Source organism: Photobacterium sp. 53610 (genome assembly GCF_036409375.1).
In the GTDB taxonomy this organism is placed as follows: domain Bacteria; phylum Pseudomonadota; class Gammaproteobacteria; order Enterobacterales; family Vibrionaceae; genus Photobacterium.
Window position 1 is genome coordinate 89,080 of record NZ_JAXOFS010000011.1, and the last position, 21,751, is coordinate 110,830.

The window sequence follows — 21,751 nt, forward strand, 5'->3', positions numbered from 1 at the left end:
ATACCTGAACATCCCCGCCCGCAGGCAGCCATTGAGACAAAAAAGCCCCGCAAATAATCACCCTGCCCAATCTTACGGCACTTCCACAAAATATATGCCGAATTGGCTGACATTCTGACGATCAGCTGACATTTTTCGGCTACACTGCGCCGCTCATACGCAAGTCCCCCCAGAAAAACTTGCGTCTGTATTCATCTGCACTTTTTTGTGCCCCTTGTCGTTTCTTGTGTCGGTCGTTGGAGGGCACTTGGCAAATCAATGCATACTGCTTTGTGCAATGACAGCAGGACTGATTCTGGCCACGCCTGCCCGTGCTGAGGATGTCCCCGAACTCCCGCCGATCACCTCGCCCTGGAACAGTGAACTGGAACTGGGGTACCAATCGCTCTCCGGCAACTCGAATACGAAATCCCTGAACTCCCGCCTGGGCCTGACCTATGTGAAAGATCAGTTCAGGCAGCAGGTCGAAGCGAAGTATCTGCTGGCCGAGGAAGATAACAAAGAAAAGAAGCGCAAAGGCCAGATGGAGCTGCAGAGCGACTACATCATCAATGAGCGGGCCTATGTGCTGGGCAACACCAGTTACATTGATGACAAATACGGGCCTTACTTCAAGGATTTCACCCTGGCGACGGGTCTGGGTTACCGGGTATTCCGGCTGGAAAATCTGATGATGGAAGTTGAAGCCGGACCAGGCTACCGCCATCAGGAGCCCAATGTTGACGAGATCGACGATGATGACATCGTCGTGCCGGAAACCGTCGATGAACTGATCCTGCGGGGCAGCACCCGGATCATCTGGAAACCGTCCAAGGACGTCGAGCTGAGCCTCAAACTGACCGGCATTGCCGGAAACAGCAACAGCACGCTGGAAACGCAGGTTTCAATGACCAGTGCGGTCTCCGAGCACATTGCCATCAAACTCAGTAATACCCAGAAGTTCAACAGTTGGGTACCGGAAGGGCTGCAAAAGCGAGACGGCACCATGACCGTCAATCTGCTGTTCCAGTACTAAATTACTTACCGCATTATTTCATCTGGCAGATTTCAGAGACAAAAAAACCAGCCCGGAGGCTGGTTTTTTTCGCAGACGCGTGGCAACTGATTACTCAGCAGCAACAACGTTCACGTTTACTGTTGCGAATACGTCAGAGTGCAGCTGCAGGCTGATCTCGAATTCGCCAGTAGTGCGCAGTGCACCTTCTGGCAGACGTACTTCGCTCTTCGCTACTTCAACGCCAGCAGCAGTTACTGCATCAGCGATGTCACGAGTACCGATAGAACCGAACAGTTTACCTTCGTCACCCGCTTTAGAAGCAATCACTACTGCTTCCAGAGCGTTAACTTTCTCAGCGCGCGCTTGAGCAGCAGTCAGTTGCTCAGCAACTTTCGCTTCCAGCTCAGCACGACGTGCTTCGAACATTTCAACGTTCGCTTTGGTAGCCATAACAGCTTTACCCTGAGGGATCAGGAAGTTACGAGCATAACCAGCTTTAACGCTTACCTGATCACCAAGGCTGCCCAGGTTACCGATTTTATCAAGTAGAATAACTTGCATTATCTTGTCCTCTTAAACTTAATGAAACCGGCCAATTACTGATGTTTGTCAGTGTATGGCAGCAGAGCCAGGTAACGTGAACGCTTGATAGCGCGTGCCAGCTGACGCTGATACTTCGCACGAGTACCAGTGATACGGCTTGGTACGATTTTACCAGCTTCAGTGATGTAGTTTTTCAGAGTTGCTACGTCTTTGTAGTCAATCTCTTGTACGCCTTCTGCAGTAAAACGGCAGAATTTACGACGACGGAAGAAACGTGCCATGGGCTTATCTCCTGAACTAAATTTTTTCAATGTGATCGGCGTGCAACACTAACTTACCAATGCCATTCCGGCCGGTTTGCCACGAGATAAATCCCCCGGCTGTAATGTTGCTTCCGACAGCTAAATCTTGAGTGAGTATTTGCTGACCTTTGCCGCTGACTACCACGTTGATGTAGCAATACACCTGACGGGGTAAGCCCGCTTCCACCTGACTGGAACGATGCTCAAGCACAAAGTAACAATGAGGCACGCCAGCCGGGGACTGACTTCGTTTGGGGTGTTTGGCAACTGTGCCAGACAACTCCAGACGATTGGTCATTCAATGATTACTCAGCTGCAGCTTCGTCTTCAGATTGTGCTTCTGCACGCTCGTCACGACGTGGGGCACGCTCTTCTTTAGCCTTCATCATTGGAGATGGCTCAGTGATAGCGCCTTTAGTGCGCATGATCATGTTACGGATCACAGCGTCGTTGAAGCGGAAGTTAGACTCCAGCTCGTCGATAACAGACTGCTCTGCTTCAACGTTCATCAGAACGTAGTGAGCTTTGTGCAGTTTGTTGATTGGGTAAGCCAGTTGACGACGGCCCCAATCTTCCAGACGGTGGATCTGACCGCCAGAATCTTTGATAGCACCAGTGTAACGCTCGACCATGCCAGCAACTTGCTCGCTTTGATCTGGGTGCACCATAAATACGATTTCGTAATGACGCATTTGTTGCTCCTTACGGATTATTCAGCTTCCCTGTTCGGCTCGGTCATCCTGGGGAAGCAAGGAACTAAGGGTATAAAACCGAGAATTTAGGCGCGAGATAGTACAGAATTACACCGGCGAGCGCAACTAAAACTGTGACGGCAGACCCTCAATCAGCGATATTTTTCCATCGCATAAAAAACGCCACCCGAATGGGTGGCGTTTCAGTCAAACTCCAGGCAAACGCTGCGCTGCGGATTTGTTATCCCTGACGCTGACGCACCGCCTCAAACAGGCAAATTCCGGTCGCTACCGAGACGTTCAGACTGGACACAGAACCGGCCATCGGGATTTTAATCAAATCGTCACAGGTCTCACGGGTCAGACGTCGCATGCCTTCCCCTTCAGCCCCCATCACAATGGCCAGCGGTCCGGTTAGTTTGCTCTGATACAGGTCATGTGTTGCTTCACCGGCAGTCCCGACAACCCAGACGCCTTTGTCCTGCAATGCGCGCAGGGTACGGGCCAGGTTCGTCACCCGGATGAGCGGCACGACTTCTGCGGCGCCGCAAGCCACTTTCGATGCTGTCGCATTCAGCTGCGCTGCGCGATCTTTCGGTACGATCACTGCCGCCACGCCCGCTGCATCAGCATTTCGCAGACAGGCACCCAGATTGTGCGGATCGGTCACGCCATCCAGCACCAGTAACAATGGGTTTTCCTGCCCGGCCAGAAGGTCGTCCAGATCATTTTCATTGTACTGTTTGCCCGGTTTGACCCGCGCCACAATGCCCTGATGACTGCCACCATCGGATTTGTCATCCAGTGCCTTACGACCCGCTTGCTGAATGGTCACACCCAACCGTTGCAGTTCATTCAACAGCGGCAGCAAACGCTCGTCCTGACGCCCTTTCAGCACAAAGACTTCAATGAAACGTGCCGGGTCGGAACCCAGCACTGCGCTTACGGCATGAATGCCGAAAATCATATCATTACGCATTATTTTTTCTTCTTCGCCGCCCGTTCTTTCTTACCGGCCCGCTGCTTGCGGGCCTTGACCGATTTCTTTTTCGCTTTATCTTTTTTCTTGGCTTTTTTGCCTGGCTGACCGTCGTCACCTTCCGGCCGCGGCACCATACCTGATTTCAGTTGCTGACGCACGGATGAACGCTCTTTTTTCGATTCCGCTTTGTGCTCTGGCTGGGCTTCCCCGTTCTCGACCCGGAACACTTTCAGACTCTGACGTTGCAAGCCTTCCGCCTTACGCATCCGCTGTTGCTTATCACGGGTCTGGGCTGTTTTCCCGGGTCTGCGTACCTTACGGCCGCCACCGACCAGTTCAAAATCAATCTGGCGATCATTGAGGTTGATTGCCGCGACTTTGACCTTCACAGCATCACCGAGTCGATAAATCTTGCCGGAAGCATCGCCAATCAGCCGCTGGCCGATCGGATCATACTGGTAGTAGTCGTTGTCCAGATTCGAGATATGTACCAGCCCGTCGATGTTCAGCTCATTGAGGCGGACAAAGAAACCAAAACCGGTAACATTGGCAATCACACCGTCAAACTCATCACCGACGTGGTCCTGCATGTATTCACACTTGAGCCAGTCCGCCACATCACGGGTCGCATCATCAGCACGGCGCTCAGTCATCGAACACTGCTCACCCAGCACATCCATATCGTCGAAGGAATAGTGGTAGCCACCCGTTGGTGTCCAGCGATCAGTGTTCGTGCCGTTTTCTTTCGCAATCAGATACTTGAGTGCGCGGTGCAATGCCAGATCCGGATAACGGCGGATCGGCGAAGTAAAATGCGCGTACGAATTCAGGGCCAGACCAAAGTGACCAATGTTATCCGCCTGATAAACAGCCTGCTTCATGGAACGCAGCAGCATGGTCTGAATCAGTTCTTTATCCGGACGATTCTGGATCGCCGCAGCCAGATGCGCGTAGTCGCTCGGCGCAGGTTCCAGCCCGCCGGTCAGGTTCAGACCCAGCTCACCCAGGAAATCCCGAAAGCCGGTCAGACGCTCTTCACCCGGGGTGTCATGCACCCGGTACAAGGCCGGCTCTTTGGCTTTTTCCACCAGCTTGGCTGATGCGACGTTCGCCATGATCATACATTCTTCGATGATCTTATGGGCGTCGTTGCGCTCTGCGGGCACAATGCGGTCGATCTTCCGGTCAGCATTGAAGATGAACTGGGTTTCCACCGTTTCAAACTCAATGGCACCCCGCTCTTCCCGGGCCTGCTTCAGCACCTTGTACATTTGGTACAGCTCTTCCAGGTGCGGAACCAGTGGCGCATAACGCTCACGTAGGGGTTCATCCCCTTCCAGCATCTTGCTGACTTTGGTGTACGTCAGACGGGCATGAGAGTTCATGACCGCTTCATAGTGTCTGTATCCCGACAGCTTACCCGCTGCTGAGATGGTCATTTCACAGACCATACACAGACGATCGACCTGCGGGTTCAGCGAGCACAGTCCGTTCGACAGTACTTCAGGCAGCATCGGAATCACCTGAGACGGGAAATAAACCGAGTTACCGCGCTGGATCGCTTCTTTGTCTAACGCTGAATCCGGACGTACGTAATAACTGACGTCGGCAATGGCAACCCACAGGCGCCAGCCGCCGGACTTTTTCTTCTCACAGTAAACGGCGTCATCAAAGTCGCGGGCATCTTCACCGTCAATCGTGACCAATGGCAGTTCTCGCAGATCAACCCGCCCTTTTTTGGCTTCTTCCGGGACTTCTTCCGAAAGGTGAGCGACCTGTTTCTCGACCTCTGCTGGCCACACATGCGGAATGTCATAAGTGCGCAGTGCAATTTCGATTTCCATGCCCGGCGCCATATTTTCGCCCAGCACTTCGACCACTTTACCCACAGCGTTGTACTGACGCGTGGCACGCTGGGTGATCTCGACCACCACCACGTTCCCCATCCGGGCACCCAGACGGGCATCCTGCGGAATCACGATATCCTGTGCGATACGTGAATCATCCGGCACGACATAACCCATGCCGTCTTCAATAAAATAGCGGCCGACGATCTGACCGCTGTATTCCTGCAGCACGCGTACAATCCGCCCTTCACGGCGGCCGCGCTTATCGACTCCGGCAACCTGAACCAGCACATAGTCACCGTGGATCACGCCACGCATCTGGTGGGCTGGCAACAGCAGGTCATCCTGGCGGGCAGTACCGCTGCCTTCCGGACGCAGGAAACCAAAGCCGTCTTTGTGACCAATCACATGGCCTTTGATCAGATCCAGCCGCTCCGGCAGGGCATAACACTGACGGCGGGTATACACCAGCTGGCCATCGCGTTCCATCGCCCGTAAACGCCGACGCAGGCCTTCATACTGGTCTTCACCTGCCAGCTGCAGTGCTGTAAACAGCTGATCACGGTTGACCGGGGTGCTGAAGCCACGGATGACTTCTAAAATCAGTTCACGGCTGGGGATGGGATTTTCGTAATTTTGAGCTTCCCGCTCGCGGAAAGGATCGACAGGTAAATCAGTTGTACCTTTGGACATAAAATAATCCGTATTGGCAGCTAATGAACCTAAGTATATAACTGCCATCAAAAATTAGTGGGGAGCAGGTCAAGTTCCGCTCCAATCAATGAAAACTATCAGTGCGTGTAAATCTGTCGCTTGCACGCTTTTTCTATATAGCTGCCTGACACTGGGCAACGTTGGCTACGCGACAAAACAGATGCCGCTCAGATCACATTCTAAGCGCTCACTGCCTGAAAAGATACCGCGGCCCAAAAATCGCCGCGATCAAGGGGATTACCAGAAGTTCTCGCGGCGTTTGGCGCGGGCAACCACATTGGACGGCATACGCTGTTCTAAGTCGTAGCGTAATTTGGTGATCTTACGATGTGTATGGCGATCTGCCGTTGCAGACTGATACAGCCAGCGATAGGCATCTTCATAATCCAGCGGGCTGCCGTAATCCTGGATCAGTAACTCGGCCAGCTCGATACGTGCGGCCAGATTTCCCATGGCCGCGGCTTCACGCAAATACGGAACAGCACGCTCTCTGTCCTGCTGCACCAGAGTGCCTTTGGCATAGTAACGGCCAAGCTGTTCCAGTGCCGACGGTAACCCTTGCCGGGCCGCCGATTCCATATAATACAGCCCCTGCTCAACGTCGCGTTTGACGCACACGCCCCAGGCCAGCATATCACCGTAGAGAAACTGGTAAGCAGGTGACTCCACTCGCTCCGCACGGGCTTCAATATCCTGCACCAACTGGCAGTCATCGGCTTTCACGCGCTGCAACTGCTGGTTGTCGTCAAACAGATGGATCAGCTCCGCCTCTGAATACAGAGGAACAGCATCACCAACATCTGTAATGGCGCTCACTGGCAAAGACACCAGCAGGGCTGAAAATACGGTTGCACGCAGAACCATTCCGCTCTCTCTTTTGATCGACACTTCATACAACTAAGCCGGTTTCACCTGATTCAGGTTCAGACGGAAACACAGCGTATGAAGTCTATCGGCAGTCATGTCTCAGACTTTAGCCAAAATTTCAGAAAGCAAAAAACAAAAAGCCAACCTGACGGCTGGCTTTTAATCATCGATTCAGTTTACCAGGCAATTAGCCTGCGTAAGGGTGAACCTTGATGATAGTTTCGTTACGATCCGGTCCAGTTGAGATCAAATCAATTGGCACACCAGTCAGCTCTTCCAGACGCGCAATGTAGTTCAGCGCAGTCTGTGGCAGCTCTTCCAGAGATTTCACACCGAAGGTGCTCTCTGTCCAGCCTGGCATTGTTTCGTAGATTGGCTCGACACTTTCAAACGCATCTGCAGCCATTGGAGAGACATTCAGGATCTGACCGTCTGGCATTTTGTAGCCGGTACAGATCTTAATTTCTTCCAGACCATCCAGAACGTCCAGCTTGGTCAGACAGAAACCAGACACTGAGTTGATTTGTACAGCACGACGCATTGCAACTGCATCAAACCAGCCACAACGGCGTTTACGGCCAGTGGTTGCACCAAACTCGTTACCTTTCACGCCCAGGTGTTCGCCTACAGCGTCATCCAATTCAGTCGGGAACGGACCTGCACCCACACGAGTACAGTACGCTTTCGCGATACCCAGGATATAACCCAGGTGACGCGGACCGAAACCAGAACCAGCAGCAACACCACCAGCAGTGGTATTTGAAGATGTTACATACGGGTAAGTGCCATGGTCGATGTCCAGCAGTGTGCCCTGCGCACCTTCGAACATGATTTTGTCGCCACGCTGACGCGCATCATCCAGCTCCTGGGTCACGTCAATGACCATAGAAGTCAGGACATCCGCCTGAGCCATCACACTTTCCAGCACAGCTTCATAGCTGACAGGTTCAGCGTTGTAGTAATGCTCCAGCTGGAAGTTATGGTAAGCCATCACTTCCTTAAGCTTCTCGGCAAATGCTTCTTTATCGAACAGATCGCCAACACGCAGACCACGGCGAGCGACTTTATCTTCATAGGCAGGACCGATACCACGACCCGTCGTACCGATAGCTTTCTTGCCACGCGCCAGTTCACGCGCCTGGTCCAGAGCAATATGGTACTGAAGAATTAGCGGACAAGCTTCTGACAGGAATAAACGCTCACGAACTGGAATACCACGGGCTTCCAGGGGTTCCATTTCTTTCAGCAGCGCATCAGGAGAAAGGACGACACCGTTACCGATAATGCATTTCACGTTTTCACGCAGAATGCCTGAAGGGATTAAGTGCAGGACAGTTTTCTCACCGTCAATGACAAGGGTATGACCCGCGTTGTGACCACCCTGGTAGCGAACCACATACTGTGCATCTTCAGTCAGCAGATCAACGATCTTGCCCTTACCTTCGTCACCCCACTGGGTGCCGAGAACGACTACATTGTTTGCCATCTTTCTTCATCTATCAGTTGTTAAAAATGGATTCTAGCACCTTCCAAAATTGCTTGCAGTCATTTTTTGACCATGAGCCAGAAATTCCTAAGGCGGGCTTCACGATTAGCTCAGGCTGAGATTTACAGCCGGGTGAACATGATATATGCAATGACAGCACCGGCGACAACCAGACAACCGCCAATCCGGCGTAAAGTCGGATCATCCTGACGACTGAGCTGACTGACCATCTCCCGCCAGCCTCTGGGTGCCAGCAACGGCCCTAGTCCCTCTAAAATCAAGACCAATCCGACGGCCAGCCAGAATACTTGGCTCATTCTGTATCTCCTTTTGCATCAAACACCTGTCTCCCGGGAGACAGGCAAAAAAAAGACAAGGCAATTGCCTTGTCTTTTTGTCAGCGCCAACGGACTTAGTTCAGGCTGTTCGATTCCTTCATGTACTTGAAGAATTCACTGTTCGGATCCACAACCAGAATATCCTGCTTAGAGCTGAAGCTGGTCTCATAGGCTTTCAAAGAACGCAGGAAGCTATAAAATTCCGGGTCCTTATTAAAAGCGGTTGCGTATATTTCAGCAGCCTGAGCATCGGCGTTACCACGCTGAATACGGGCAACTCGTTCGGCTTCAGAGATAATCTTCGCCACTTCCAGCTCAGACTGAGCTCGAATCACTTCAGCTTTCTCACGGCCCTGAGAACGGTGCTTACGGGCTACCGATTCACGCTCGGCACGCATCCGGCGATAAATCGATTCACTGATCTCATCCGGCAGGTTGATCTTCTTCATCCGGAAGTCGACCACTTCAATCCCCAGGTCACGGGCACTGATCTGTGTTTCCGCCAGAACGTCTGCCATGATCTTGTCACGCTGACCTTCCAGTTCTTTCTTCGGAGCGACTTCTTCGACGATTTCCGAAGCGATGGCAACACTTTTATCTTCGTCAGGCACTGCACCTTCATCGACATTGTTGCCGCGATCCGGACCAGATACGATCTGCTTGATCTCTTTCGAACCGATCTGGGCACGCAGGCTATCCACCACCTTACGCTTCAGCAGGCCTTCAGCCGTCGAAGTATTGCCGCCGCCGGTTGCCAGATAGTACTGACCGAAATCCTTGATACGCCACTTCACGTAGCTGTCGATGATCACGTCTTTTTTCTCAGACGTGACAAAACGGTCAGCCTGATCGTCCATCGTCTGGATACGGGAATCCAGCGTACGCACACGGTCAAATACCGGCACTTTAAAGTGCAGGCCCGGTTCATACACCAGTGCCATATTGGTTGTGTCATCTTTAATGATTCGGCCAAAGCGAACCACGATTCCACGCTCGCCTTCTTTCACCACGAAGACGGACATCAACACCACAGCGATGAGAATGACCACGAGCGGGATAATTAACTTACGCATCATTAATATCTCCCCTGACGACCAGTGTCAGCACGCGGTGCCGAGGAAGAGGAAGACGTATCTTCAGACTTCTCCAGCTCAATGCCGTAGGTACTGGATGGGCTGACCTGCTTCTTCGTCTGCTCTGTCTGATTCATCAGCTTATCTAGAGGCAGATACAGCAGATTGCTGCCCGACTTCGAATCCACCATGACTTTACTGGTGTTCCCATAAACACGTTCCATAGTTTCCAGATACAGGCGGTTTCGGGTCACTTCTTTCGCAGCATGATACTCAGGTAACAGTTTCTCAAACTGAGCAACTTCACCCAACGCACCATTGACCACTCGCTCCGTGTAACCTTCAGCTTCTTTCTTCAGTCGCTCAGCACGACCTGTTGCTTTCGGCAGAATGTCGTTGCTGTAAGCTTCCGCTTCACGGACAAAACGCTCTTCATCCTCACGCGCTGCAATTGCATCATCGAAAGCATCTTTCACTGCTTCCGGCGGACGCGCAGACTGGAAGTTCACATCCACAACCAGGATACCCATATCGTACGTTTCGATAATCTTATCGATGTCCGTCTGGGTATTCGCACGAATTGTCTGACGGCCACGCGTCAGGGCTTCGTCCATGGTGGAGTCACCAATGACCGCACGCAGCGCTGAATCCGTCGCCTGACGCAGGCTGTCGTCTGCATTGGTCACGCTGAACAGGTATTTCTGTGCATCAGACACTTTGTACTGAACTTCCATTTCAACTTTCAGTACGTTTTCATCTTTCGTCAGCATCAGTCCGGAGCTGCGCAGAGAACGAATTGCCTGCACATTGACCAGCTCAACATCATCAATGAAGGTTGGCTTCCAGTTCAGACCCGGATCAACCATTTCATAGAATTTACCGAACCGCAGTACCACACCACGCTCGGCTTCGCCGACGGTGTAGAAACCGGAAAAACCCCAAATCGCAGCAGCGATAACAGCAATCACCCCAAGACCGGCAGCACCACCGCCACTTGAAGGTCCACGCTTATTCCCAAAAATACCACCAAACTTACGACTCAGTTTTGCAAACACTTCATCGAGATCAGGCGGCCCTTGATCACGGCCACCACGATTCTTGTTCCCCCAAGGGTCCTGATCGCGGCCACCGTTGTTTCCAGGCTCATTCCACGCCATTATAGAACTCCATCAATATGATATGACGACAGTTTTTTATTACTCTAGCAGTCCATCAGGCAAGGATAAAGTCATCCAGCCCCTGCTCTTCTCTTTTTTGCAGCCGTGCCCAGTCCGTCATGGGCAGGCGGACATCCAGCAACAGGCTGCCATCCTGCTCATACTCTTCCCGGACAATAGCCCCCAGCTGATAGAACTTGCTGCGGATACGCCCAATGACTGCAGGCGGCAAGCGCAAGGTATGCGTCACCATAGTGCCCGCAAGGCGTTCTGTCAGTGCGGTGAAGAGAAAATCAATCCCCAGCCCGTCCCGGGCAGACACCCAGACCCGGCGCGGAATACCGTCTTCGTCGCGTTCAATCCGCGGTTCAGCGTCTTCCAGGTTATCGATCTTATTCATGACAACCAGTACTGGTACGTCATTGGCCTCAATTTCTTCCAGAACGGTGTTTACCGCATCAATATTTTCACGGTAACGCTCATCACTGGCATCCACCACATGCAACAACAGGGTCGCTTCCTGCGTTTCTTTGAGTGTGGCTTTAAATGCAGCGACCAGATCATGCGGCAGATGGCGGATAAAGCCCACCGTATCTGCCAGAATGCTGGTGCCAACATCTTCCACCTCAATTTTCCGCAGCGTAGGATCCAGCGTTGCAAACAGTTGATCCGCCGCGTATACCCCGGCATCCGTCACCCGGTTAAACAGTGTCGACTTACCGGCGTTGGTATAGCCCACCAGCGAGATCGTCGGAATATCCGCCCGGCTTCGGGCTCGACGCCCCTGATCACGCTGCTTGGAAACTTTATCCAGACGTCGCAGGATCGCTTTGATCCGCTCCCGCAGTAACCGGCGGTCGGTTTCCAGCTGAGTTTCACCCGGGCCACGCAGACCGATCCCCCCTTTCTGTCGTTCCAGGTGGGTCCAGCCTCGGATCAAACGGGTAGAAATATGACGTAGCTGCGCCAGCTCGACTTGCAGCTTACCTTCATGGGTACGCGCACGCTGAGCAAAGATGTCCAGGATCAATCCGGTTCTGTCCAGAACCCGGCATTTGCACAACCGTTCCAGGTTTCGCTCCTGGGCAGGCGAGAGTGAATGGTTAAAAATAACGATCTCGGCACCTTCGGCTCTGACCGCATCGGCAATTTCCTGTGCTTTACCTTCTCCCACGTAATACTTAGGGTGGGGAGCCTGTCTGCTGCCTGTGATCACACGCAGCGTATTGACTCCCGCCGAGGAGACCAGCATCTCGAACTCGCTGAGATCCTCCCACTCCCCTTCTTGCGTGAAGTTGATATGAACAAGAATTGCCTGTTCACCGGCTTCATAACGGTCAAACAAGCAATCAACTCCTTATCGAAGAATTTTATTCTTCTGTTTTTTCCTGGCCACGTTCGGACGCCTGACGCTCACCGGAATGGTGATGATTGACCGGACGGGCCGGTACAACAGTCGAGATAGCGTGCTTGTAAACCATCTGGTTTACGGTGTTTTTCAGCAGGATCACGAACTGGTCAAATGACTCAATCTGGCCCTGAAGCTTAATACCATTGACCAAGTAAATAGAAACCGGGATTCTTTCACGACGCAGCGCATTCAAAAACGGGTCTTGTAGAGATTGCCCCTTAGCCATTCTTTCTTTTCCTTATTTGTTTGTAGTTGTATGTTTCAATGAACAAAATTAACAATACGCAAAGCAGGGATGAGTATACACGCTAATCAAACCTCACGGCTAACGGAGTTTGTGACTGTTTGTAACGCCTTCTCTACATCACTGCTATCCAACCAAGTCAAATCTTTCCAGCTGCGAAGCCAGGTGATTTGCCGCTTGGCTAACTGACGGGTTGCACAGATACCACGATAAATCGCTTCATCCAGTGTGCAATTGCCATCAAAATAATCCCACATCTGACGGTAACCTACACAGCGAACGGACGGAAGATCCGGATGCAGATCCCCTCGTTCATACAACGCTCGAACTTCCTGTTCAAAGCCTGCTTTGATCATGTTGTCAAAACGCTGCTCGATCCTCTGATGCAGAATAGCCCTATCCTTGGGTGTTATCGCAAATTGGTGAACCTGATAAGGTAATGTTTCCCCCTGCGTTTGGGTCAACTCAGTTAAAGTTTTACCTGAAATTCGGAAAACTTCCAATGCCCGCGACAAGCGTTGGGGATCATTTGGATGGATCCGTGTCGCAGAGACAGGATCAATCCGTTGTAATTCCTCATGCAGAGACAGCCATCCCCGCTCTCTGGCCTGCTGCTCAATTTCAGCACGAATGTCCGGGTCCGCCGCAGGTAACGGCGAAAGCCCCTCCAGCAGTGCCTTGTAATAGAGCATCGTGCCCCCCACCAATAATGGTATGCGACCAGCTTTTACAATATCTGCCATTTCTTTGAGAGCATCTTCACGAAAATCCGCCGCAGAATAACTTTGTGACGGATCCCGGATATCCAGCAGACGGTGCGGCGCCTGTGCCAGCTCATCAGCATCCGGTTTGGCGGTACCGATATCCATACCCCGGTAAATCAGGGCTGAATCAACACTGATCAGCTCGACGGGCAGCTGCTGACGCAGGCGAATGGCCAGATCCGTTTTGCCTGAGGCCGTCGGCCCCATCAGAAAAATAGCCTGAGGAAGAGATTTAGTCATGATTAAATGCTTCTAAAGCCGGCTGCAGGTCAACCGGACGCAGCAACCGGGAATAATATGTTTCCAGGGCATCGCCCCAAAGCTGTTCGAGTTCACCCAGTAAGGTGATGGCCTGAGACAGGCTGAAGCTGTCACTGCCAGCTGCCAGTTTAACCGATAACCACTCCAGCAGCGCCTCCCAGTAGTCACTTTCACTCAACTGGTCACCCGCTTCGGACAATTGGCTCAGATGTTCCAGCAATGCAGGGATCACTCCTTGCAGATTCTGCTGACGCAACGGCTGACTCACCGCCAGAATCACCAGCTTGTCCTGACCTTTGCCTCTCAGCTGAATCCCCAGCTGATTCAGCAAGGTGCGGTGCTGCTCTGCGCTCCGGGACATTTCCGGGGTGGTCGGTATGGCCAGCGGGATCAGCAATGGCTGAGGTTTGAGACCGTCCTGACGCGCAAACCGCAACTGGCCTTTCATGCGCAACTGTTCAGCGTCTGCCAACGACAACAATGCCACCCCGGCTCCCTGACTGACCAGCAGATACCGGCCTGCAATCACAGACAAGGCCTTGCCTAATCCCTGTTCCGGCTGAGAATTCAGCACCGGACCGCGCTGTACTGGTGCGGGAGTCTCCCGCCAGACATTCACGTTCTTCACCGGCTGAGCAGATGCAGAAGACGTTTGAGCCTGCTCGGGGGAACGTTTTTCCTGTACCGGAGTCTGCATCAGGGCCTGATAAGCCGCAACTTCCGCTTTCGAGGGGGCCTCGCTGCCAAACTGACGTGGTGCAGCACTGCGGCTACTGGCAGAGCGCTGAGCCGAAGATTGAGCTGGAACTGGAGACATCATCTCACGCGACGAACCTTGTTCCCGAGTATAAGCCTCACTGCCCGCTGTTTCCTGCCCAGCAGGCCGACTGGCTTCGGATGACTGACTGAACCAGGCTTCGGCCGGTGCCTGACGCGGGTAAGCCGGGGTCTTGGCAATTGCATCCAGCGCAGCGGACGCGGGCGGCTGTGAGGGGCTGTCCTGAGACCCGCCAGCGGGTGCTGGTTCTTCAACCTGATAAGACCGGGCAGACGCCCTTTCCGGGGCAGTGTAGATATCACTCTCCGCCGCTGTTTGTTGCAGCGCACTCTGCACGCCCTGATAAATAAAATCATGAACCAGGCGGGCATGGTGAAACCTCACTTCGTGTTTGGCCGGGTGGACATTCACATCCACCTGATGGGGATCGACCTCGATAAAGAGGACATAAGCCGCATATTGTTCCGGCGCCAGCGCACCTTCAAAAGCCTGACGAATCGCATGATTGATGAGCTTATCTTTCATCATCCGGCCGTTCACGTAGCAGTACTGAAGGTCGTTCTGAGCCCGGGCTCCCTGTGGCGTACAGATCCAGCCCGACAACCGCAGATCACCGTGACCCAGCTCCAGCGAAACGGCATGCTGCAGGAAACCCTGACCACAGACGGCCGCCAGGCGGCGCTCTTTCTGAGCCTGGGTTTCTGCCGCACGGTACTGCCGGATCAACTTGCCGTTATGGCGCAGCAAAATACTGACATCAAACCGACTCAGCGCAATACGCTTGAGTAACTCATCAATATGGGCAAATTCAGTTTTCTCGGTACGCAGGAACTTACGGCGGGCCGGGGTGTTGAAAAACAGATCCAGCACCTCCAGCGTCGTTCCCACCGGGTGGGCGGCTGGCTTGAGCTGTACCTGCATGTCCCGGCCTTCCGCATACGCAGACCAGGCTTCCGGTTGCGATTCAGTCCGTGACGTTAAAGTCAGTCGCGACACCGAGCTGATACTGGCCAGCGCCTCTCCCCGGAAACCAAGGCTGGCAATCGCTTCCAGATCATCCAGGGTCGCGATTTTAGAAGTGGCATGGCGGCTCAGCGCCAGTTCCAGTTCGTCTTTCGGGATCCCCTGACCGTTATCACGGATCCGAATCGTCCGGCTGCCGCCTTTGTCGATATCGATTTCAATTTTGGTCGCACCGGCATCCAGACTATTTTCCACCAGCTCTTTCACGACTGAGGCTGGACGTTCAACCACTTCACCGGCGGCGATCTGGTTCGCCAGTCTGGCGGGTAAAATCTGAATCGGCATAATCAGACCTACAATTAACTGCTTGGAATCTTGAGTTTCTGGCCCACGGCTAATGTATCTGAACGGAGCTGGTTCACTTCACGGATACGATTGACGCTGACCCCGTAGTGGGTGGCAATCTTGCCCAGGAATTCACCCCGGCGCACAGTGTGCTCCACCTCTTTTCGCTGCACCGGAATGACAAGTTTCTGGCCAATCGCCAGCTCATCAGAGCGTAGCTTATTGACCTGGCGAATGCTGTCTACCGGCACATTATACTGGCCGGCAATCTTACCCAAAAATTCACCCCGCTGCACGGTATGCATCACATTGCTTTTCACAAGAGTTGCAGCCCCTGAGCCCGGATTCCCACCGGCAGTGTTGGCCGCCGGGATCCGTAATACCTGACCGACTTTCACCACGCTGGATGACATTTGGTTCATCTGGCGAATCGCTTCAACAGAAGTCCCGTAGCGATCGGCGATCACACTGAGTGACTCCCCACTGGCGACCTTGTGCTTAATCCCGTGCTTACGGGCTGCAAACAGTGTCCCTTCCGGCGGTTTGTCATCGAAATAGGCCAGCACCCCTTTGTAAACAGCTTCAGATATCTTGATCTGATGACTGCTGCTGTTCAGCAACCGCTCTTCCTTCGGGTTGGTGATAAACCCGGTTTCCACCAAAAGCGAAGGAATATCCGGTGATTTCAAAACTGCAAGACTGGCATGCTCAGGTTTCGACTTATGTAACTGAGTCACTTTCGCCAGCTCCCTCAGGACCCGGCTGGCTACGTCATACCCTTCTTTCTGGGAGTGACTGAACTGCAAATCCAGCACGGCCATACTCAAATACTGGTCATCCTGCCCGCCCGACAGTACGTCACCGCCACCCAGCAGTTCCGACTGCTTCTCGTGCTGTTCCAGCCAGCGGCCGATCTCGGTATTTGCCCGGCGGGTATTGAGCACCCAGACCGATGCGCCGCGTGGCTGCGGCTGATGGAAACCATCTGCATGAATAGAAACCAGCAGGTGCGCTTTATTCTTCCGGGCAATTTCCGAACGTTTATTCAGATTGACAAAATAGTCACCGCGCCGAGTGAGCACAGCCTTCATCCCGGGTGTCGCATTGATGCGATCGGCCACTTTCCTGGCAATATTCAGGGTGACATTTTTTTCGTACTTACGACTCGGACCAATGGAACCCGGGTCTTCACCGCCGTGCCCGGCATCAATCGCTACGATGATATCGTCGGTGCCATATGGCAGATGAATACTGTTGACCGCCTGAGACCCAGCTTTATCCGGGGCTGGTTTCACCTTCTCCGGCTGGGCCGCGTGGGGCAGATCCAAGACCAGACGGTGGCTGTAGTGACCGTCTGGCGTCGGTGCCAGTTTAAAAATCTTTGGGGAGGTGGTGGTCCGGGTTTCAAAAACCAGCCGGAAGGTTCCTGTCTCCGGCGGACTGCTGCTGCGGATCTTTTTCAGCACTTCACTGTCTTTGACCTGGACAGGTAAAGCGGCCTTCAGTGACGTGGCTTTCAAATCGACGACCAGGCGATCCGGCTTCGTCAGTGTGAAATAGGTGAAAGTCGGCTCTTCCTCCATGTCCAACACGACCCGGGTTTCATCCGGGGCTGGCCATACACGAATCCCTTCAATTTCATTCGCCAGCACAGCAGTGCTGCTTAGCCCGGCGAACAGAACCAACAAAGAAAAACTTCTGCGCCAACCCATGGATTCAACTCTGCTCCAGTTTCTGAATTAACGCCAAGCCGTAACCATTGTTGGCCGTGACTTCGACCTGACGGTGCTGGTCGACATAACGAAGCTCTACATCCAGATCAGGAGACGGCAGCAAACCGGTACCTTTCTCCGGCCACTCCACCAGACAGATAGCGTCTGTGGTGAAGTAGTCACGGATCCCCATAAATTCCAGCTCTTCCGGATCGGCCAGACGATACAGATCGAAGTGATAGACCTGCCAGGGCGGCAGCTCATAAGGTTCAACCAGCGTATACGTCGGACTTTTCACATTGCCCTGATGACCCAGTGCACGAATGAACCCACGGCAAAATGTGGTTTTTCCGGCTCCCAGATCACCATGCAGGTAAATCGTGGTTTGTCGTTCACAGGCCTGCGCCAGCTGTTGTCCAAACGAAACGGTTGCCGCTTCGTCGGCCAACATTAATTTCAAAGTCTGCATTGTTGTCGTTATCTTTATCTTAGATTTATCAATTGTCGAATATACGCAAAGAGATCGCCGGCCAGCAAGCCTCGTTCTCCTGCTTCTGCAGCCAGATCAGCTGCTCGACTGTGAATCCACACGCCAGCCCGGGCTGCCTGCGACAGCGTCAGCCCCTGCGCCAGTAAGCCCCCAATCAGGCCCGCCAGCACATCGCCCATCCCGCCGGTCGCCATCCCCGGATTCCCGGCCAGGCAAATCATATGCCGATGACCGTCAAACACCACAGTACCGGCACCTTTCAGCACCACCACACCGCCATACCGGCGTTGCAGTAACTCGGCAGCGGCAAAGCGATCCGCTTCCACGTCAGCTACGGATATATTCAATAATCGGGCTGCCTCTCCTGGATGAGGCGTCAAAATTCGGTTCTTTTTATAGTCTGGTGAGCAGGCTAATAAGTTCAATCCATCTGCATCAAGCACCAGAGGCTGTTCATCGCCAATCAGATTCAGCTGGCGATACAGTGCCTGTCCCCAGGCATTCTGCCCCAGCCCCGGTCCCATCACAATCACATCGGCCCATTGCATTCGCTCAGACAGTGCCCGGCCAGATTCATCTGAATCCGGCTGCCAGTTCTGAGCCATTATCTCAGGGCGTGCAGCCAGAATTGCCAGCACATTGTCAGCATGTGTGACGGCTGCCGTCAGACCGGCACCACTGCGGGCACTGGCTTCAGAGGCCAGTCGAATGGCTCCGCCCATCCCCTGATTGCCCCCCAGACACAGAACCCGGCCATTGCTGCCTTTGTGAGCCGTCCGTGCTCTGGGGGGCAGCAGACGCTGAATCTCAGATGGCTGGATAATGCTGACTTCTGACTGCTCGGCCTGTTCCAGGGCTGCTGCAGCTCCCAGACCGGCAAAGACTAATTCTCCCCGGTGCTGTGCAGCCTGTCCGGTCAGCAACCCCCGTTTCACACCAATAAAAGTCACCGTCTGATGCGCCATGACCGTCTCGCCCAGACTGCGGCCGGTATCGGCACAGAGGCCAGACGGGATATCCACGGCAATCACAGGTTTTCCGGCTGCATTGATGCTCCTGATCAGCATCGCGATGTCGGAACGAACCGTGCCGGTCAGACCGGTGCCGAGCAGCGCATCAACAATCAGCCCGATTTCTGCCGGGAGCTGCGCCGTCGGAGATTCAATCGATCCGCCGCAGGCCAGCCAGGCATCTCTGGCTGTGGCGGCATCCCCCTGTAAGCGGGCAGCATCACCTGATTGCCAGAGCGTCACGGCTAGTCCGTGCAATCTGGCCAGACGGGCCACAATATAACCGTCGCCGCCATTGTTCCCTCCGCCGCAGCACACCAGTATATGGCGCACCGCCGAATATTCTTGGCGGAGACAGTCATACACGGCCATACCGGCACTTTCCATCAGCTGATACATAGGCCAGCCCAGCTGCCGTGCAGCCTCCTGCTCTCCCTGGCGGACCTGCGCGGCACGAAAGGCGACCTGAGGTAAGCGCTGATGTGTCATCTCGATGGTTTCCCGGTGTTCAACGGTTAAAAGAGGCACGTCTGTCAGACGTATACTCTAAAATAGTGCCGAAAAGCGCAAAAAGGCACAACGACCCGTGCGTTATTTTTCGCCATCCCGAATTATTTTTCCCGGTCCGAACTGTGCTACACTCCGGCCCCGATTTATCCATCAGACGCCATGACCATGACCATCGACTTCCACCAACTGGCCAGCGACATCAAACAATGGGGCAAAACGCTCGGTTTTCAGCATGTCGGGATCTGCGATGTGGATTTGTCGAAGCATGAAGCACAGCTCCAGCGATGGCTGGATGCCGGGTACCATGGTGAAATGGACTGGATGGCCCGTCACGGTATGATGCGCGCCAGACCGGCCGAACTTCTGCCGGGCACAGTCCGGGTGATCAGTGTCCGTATGAATTACCTGCCGCCGGAAGCCGGCTTTGCCCAAACCCTCAAACAACCCCACAAAGCCTATATCAGCCGATACGCACTGGGACGTGACTACCACAAACTGGTTCGCAACCGGCTGAAACAACTCGGGCAGAAAATTGAGCAGGCCGTGGGCAGCTTTGGCTACCGGCCTTTTGTCGATTCCGCCCCGATCCTGGAACGGCCATTGGCGGAAAAAGCGGGTTTGGGCTGGACAGGGAAACACTCGCTCATTCTCAGTGAGGATGCCGGGTCCTGGTTTTTTCTCGGCGAACTGCTGATTGACCTGCCGCTGCCGGTAGACGCCCCCGTCGACAATCAGTGCGGAAAATGCGTCGCCTGCATGACCAGCTGCCCGACTCAGGCCATTGTGGCCGAAGGCGTGATCGATGCACGTCGTTGTATCTCTTACCTGACCATCGAGCTGGATGGTCCTATCCCGGAAGAATTTCGCGAAGCCATGGGCAACCGGATTTACGGCTGTGATGACTGCCAGTTAGTCTGCCCCTATAACCGGGCAGCAGATGTTACGGACGAACAGGACTACTATTGCCGGCCACAACTCTACCAGCAAGATTTACTGACCCTGTTTCAATGGGATGAAGCAACGTTTCTGAAACATACTGAAGGCTCGGCCATCCGGCGTATCGGCCACATTAAGTGGCTCCGTAATCTCAGCGTCGCAATCGGCAACGCACCTTACGATCCGGCACTGCTTGATGCACTCATAGCGCGCAAAGGCTTAGACAACATGCTGGATGAACACCTGGACTGGAGCATCACCCGTCAACAGGAAAAACGAGCGGCGCTCAAGGTCGATGTCCTGCCGAACAAAACCAAACGCCTGATCCGCATTGTGGAAAAGGGCCTGCCTCGTGACGCCTGACCCCCAACCTGCTCTCCACATGTCTCAGGGAGACTCACGGGCTACAAAACGCGATCCTGATCAGCATTTCTTGTATGTGGAAAACAATTTCATTTGCACCATTTTGGTTCTGAACACTGGTTATTAAGCACAACCCTCCAGCAATCCCTAAAATAATGTTATTCACCATGATCATAATATGATCAGGCTGTTCACAAACCTGGGGGGAACCAAATATAACCAATTAAAAACAACAACTTATCATGTTGATGGAAATTTAATATTTTTGGGATAATGGGGATATCTTCAGAAGTACACAGAGTTATACACAAGAAGACAGCACATGTAATCAACCGACTTACCCACAAGCCAGGAAGTGTGGATAAGTCTGTGCATCATACTATGCAACGAAACGATCGGGATGTGTTTGCAGCAGACTACAGGCAAGTATATCGCCCAGGTTCAGTGCATTAGATTCTGATTCGCGATCAAAGCAACAGGATAGGCCCAGGGCATTCTCATGCTTTGATTGTCATCATTGATGGTCGCCAATACTTCTCAGTATGGGAGTACAGAGCATCTTCTTCTCAGACAAAAAAAACAACCTTACGGCTGTCTTTCACTGATTCAGGATGATGTTGATTTCTGCTCACGAATACTGTCATGAGCTGAGGTGGCCCGGACATTGTCCTGTTGAACCTCACGAGGCAAAGTTCAACCGGCCTCAAAGACAATTACTTCACAGTAATGTTTTGATTCTACAGATTTGAAATGCTCAAACTGAGAGCTTCCTAATCGGTAGGAAGTTGGAGCGACACACGAGGTTCGAACTCGTGACCTCAACCTTGGCAAGGTTGCGCTCTACCAACTGAGCTAGTGTCGCATCTCTGTTTCACCGTCGGGCACGATGACAGCCGCTTTTACAAGCTGAGAATTTGGAGCGACACACGAGGTTCGAACTCGTGACCTCAACCTTGGCAAGGTTGC

20 protein-coding genes and 1 tRNA gene are annotated in these 21,751 nt (G+C 53.2%); 2 read left to right on the plus strand and 19 right to left on the minus strand.

Features of this window, described 5'->3' with window-relative positions:
* The first annotated feature begins 277 nt into the window (after positions 1–277).
* Complete coding sequence (locus SPK40_RS19410; RefSeq protein ID WP_330961599.1) at positions 278–1,015, plus strand: DUF481 domain-containing protein; 738 nt, start codon at positions 278–280, stop codon at positions 1,013–1,015.
* Positions 1,016–1,105: 90 nt separating this feature from the next.
* Here SPK40_RS19410 and rplI read toward each other — a convergent pair whose 3' ends face one another.
* From rplI to SPK40_RS19500, 18 genes are all read right to left on the minus strand, one after another.
* Positions 1,106–1,558 (minus strand): 50S ribosomal protein L9, encoded by a 453-nt coding sequence (gene rplI / locus SPK40_RS19415; RefSeq protein ID WP_036755427.1) that lies wholly within the window; start codon positions 1,556–1,558, stop codon positions 1,106–1,108.
* A 35-nt stretch (positions 1,559–1,593) separates the two neighbouring features.
* A complete protein-coding gene (rpsR, locus tag SPK40_RS19420; RefSeq protein ID WP_002539422.1) occupies positions 1,594–1,821 on the minus strand; it encodes a 30S ribosomal protein S18 in 228 nt (75 codons plus the stop codon).
* Positions 1,822–1,837: 16 nt separating this feature from the next.
* Positions 1,838–2,140: a primosomal replication protein N gene (priB, locus tag SPK40_RS19425; RefSeq protein WP_330961600.1), complete on the minus strand. Its 303-nt coding sequence runs from the start codon at positions 2,138–2,140 to the stop codon at positions 1,838–1,840.
* A gap of 7 nt (positions 2,141–2,147) precedes the next feature.
* Positions 2,148–2,534 (minus strand): 30S ribosomal protein S6, encoded by a 387-nt coding sequence (rpsF, locus tag SPK40_RS19430; RefSeq protein ID WP_248144288.1) that lies wholly within the window; start codon positions 2,532–2,534, stop codon positions 2,148–2,150.
* A 241-nt stretch (positions 2,535–2,775) separates the two neighbouring features.
* Positions 2,776–3,513, minus strand: coding sequence for a 23S rRNA (guanosine(2251)-2'-O)-methyltransferase RlmB (rlmB, locus tag SPK40_RS19435; protein WP_248144289.1), 738 nt, complete (start codon positions 3,511–3,513; stop codon positions 2,776–2,778).
* Positions 3,513–6,056 (minus strand): ribonuclease R, encoded by a 2,544-nt coding sequence (rnr, locus tag SPK40_RS19440; RefSeq protein ID WP_330961601.1) that lies wholly within the window; start codon positions 6,054–6,056, stop codon positions 3,513–3,515. The genes rlmB and rnr overlap by 1 nt, the downstream gene beginning before the upstream one ends.
* 258 nt (positions 6,057–6,314) lie before the next feature.
* The gene (motX, locus tag SPK40_RS19445; protein WP_330961602.1) at positions 6,315–6,941 is read right to left on the minus strand and encodes a flagellar protein MotX; all 627 of its coding nucleotides are present in this window, start codon (positions 6,939–6,941) and stop codon (positions 6,315–6,317) included.
* Positions 6,942–7,131: 190 nt separating this feature from the next.
* The gene (locus SPK40_RS19450; protein WP_330961603.1) at positions 7,132–8,430 is read right to left on the minus strand and encodes an adenylosuccinate synthase; all 1,299 of its coding nucleotides are present in this window, start codon (positions 8,428–8,430) and stop codon (positions 7,132–7,134) included.
* A 122-nt stretch (positions 8,431–8,552) separates the two neighbouring features.
* Positions 8,553–8,747, minus strand: a complete 195-nt coding sequence (locus tag SPK40_RS19455; RefSeq protein WP_248144293.1) for a DUF2065 domain-containing protein — start codon at positions 8,745–8,747, stop codon at positions 8,553–8,555.
* A 95-nt stretch (positions 8,748–8,842) separates the two neighbouring features.
* Complete coding sequence (hflC, locus tag SPK40_RS19460; RefSeq protein ID WP_330961609.1) at positions 8,843–9,841, minus strand: protease modulator HflC; 999 nt, start codon at positions 9,839–9,841, stop codon at positions 8,843–8,845.
* A 2-nt stretch (positions 9,842–9,843) separates the two neighbouring features.
* Complete coding sequence (gene hflK / locus SPK40_RS19465) at positions 9,844–10,998, minus strand: FtsH protease activity modulator HflK (protein ID WP_330961604.1); 1,155 nt, start codon at positions 10,996–10,998, stop codon at positions 9,844–9,846.
* A gap of 55 nt (positions 10,999–11,053) precedes the next feature.
* The gene (gene hflX, locus SPK40_RS19470; protein ID WP_248144295.1) at positions 11,054–12,343 is read right to left on the minus strand and encodes a ribosome rescue GTPase HflX; all 1,290 of its coding nucleotides are present in this window, start codon (positions 12,341–12,343) and stop codon (positions 11,054–11,056) included.
* 25 nt (positions 12,344–12,368) lie between these two features.
* The gene (hfq, locus tag SPK40_RS19475; protein WP_036755395.1) at positions 12,369–12,635 is read right to left on the minus strand and encodes an RNA chaperone Hfq; all 267 of its coding nucleotides are present in this window, start codon (positions 12,633–12,635) and stop codon (positions 12,369–12,371) included.
* Between the two features lie 86 nt (positions 12,636–12,721).
* A complete protein-coding gene (gene miaA / locus SPK40_RS19480) occupies positions 12,722–13,657 on the minus strand; it encodes a tRNA (adenosine(37)-N6)-dimethylallyltransferase MiaA (RefSeq protein WP_330961605.1) in 936 nt (311 codons plus the stop codon).
* A complete protein-coding gene (gene mutL, locus SPK40_RS19485; protein ID WP_330961606.1) occupies positions 13,650–15,764 on the minus strand; it encodes a DNA mismatch repair endonuclease MutL in 2,115 nt (704 codons plus the stop codon). Before mutL ends, miaA begins: the two co-directional genes overlap by 8 nt.
* Before the next feature lie 14 nt (positions 15,765–15,778).
* A complete protein-coding gene (locus tag SPK40_RS19490) occupies positions 15,779–17,476 on the minus strand; it encodes an N-acetylmuramoyl-L-alanine amidase (RefSeq protein ID WP_330961607.1) in 1,698 nt (565 codons plus the stop codon).
* Between the two features lie 4 nt (positions 17,477–17,480).
* Positions 17,481–17,945, minus strand: coding sequence for a tRNA (adenosine(37)-N6)-threonylcarbamoyltransferase complex ATPase subunit type 1 TsaE (gene tsaE / locus SPK40_RS19495; RefSeq protein WP_248144299.1), 465 nt, complete (start codon positions 17,943–17,945; stop codon positions 17,481–17,483).
* A 14-nt stretch (positions 17,946–17,959) separates the two neighbouring features.
* Positions 17,960–19,465: an NAD(P)H-hydrate dehydratase gene (locus SPK40_RS19500; protein ID WP_330961608.1), complete on the minus strand. Its 1,506-nt coding sequence runs from the start codon at positions 19,463–19,465 to the stop codon at positions 17,960–17,962.
* A 186-nt stretch (positions 19,466–19,651) separates the two neighbouring features.
* Here SPK40_RS19500 and queG point away from each other — a divergent pair, with 186 nt between their 5' ends.
* Positions 19,652–20,785 (plus strand): tRNA epoxyqueuosine(34) reductase QueG, encoded by a 1,134-nt coding sequence (queG, locus tag SPK40_RS19505; RefSeq protein ID WP_330961610.1) that lies wholly within the window; start codon positions 19,652–19,654, stop codon positions 20,783–20,785.
* Between the two features lie 786 nt (positions 20,786–21,571).
* Here queG and SPK40_RS19510 read toward each other — a convergent pair.
* Positions 21,572–21,647 (minus strand) — tRNA-Gly (locus SPK40_RS19510).
* Positions 21,648–21,751 lie beyond the last annotated feature (104 nt).